General features: G+C 41.1%; 1 protein-coding gene. It reads left to right on the forward strand.

Annotated elements, in window-relative coordinates:
• The coding region (locus tag EI161_RS14690) for an IS1 family transposase (RefSeq protein WP_192530047.1) at nt 1-401 on the forward strand (401 nt) is incomplete at both ends.

Here is a 401-nt window from a genome sequence, read left to right on the forward strand (position 1 = left end):
CGCCTAAGAAGCGCTACTATGAACGCTTAGAGGTTGATGAGTTCTGGACTTACGTATATCGCAAGAAGCGTAAAGTCTGGCTTATTTATGCTTATGACCGTGCTACTAATGAGATTGTTGCTTACGTTTGGGGCAGACGTGACTTAAAAACGGCTAAGAAGCTAAGAGCCCGGCTTAAATACCTGAAAGTCAGCTATGACACTATTAGCATGGATAACTGGGATAGCTTTAAAACCGCCTTTAAAAGTGATAACAAACGAATTGGCAAACAATATACGGTAGGTATAGAAGGTAATAATTGCCGCCTTAGACACCGATTGCGTCGGGCGGTTAGAAAAACCTGTTGTTTCTCTAAGAAGCTCGATAATCACTTCAAAGTGTTTGATATGGTGTTCTTTTAC

Source organism: Psychrobacter sp. FME5 (assembly GCF_014861375.1).
GTDB lineage: Bacteria > Pseudomonadota > Gammaproteobacteria > Pseudomonadales > Moraxellaceae > Psychrobacter.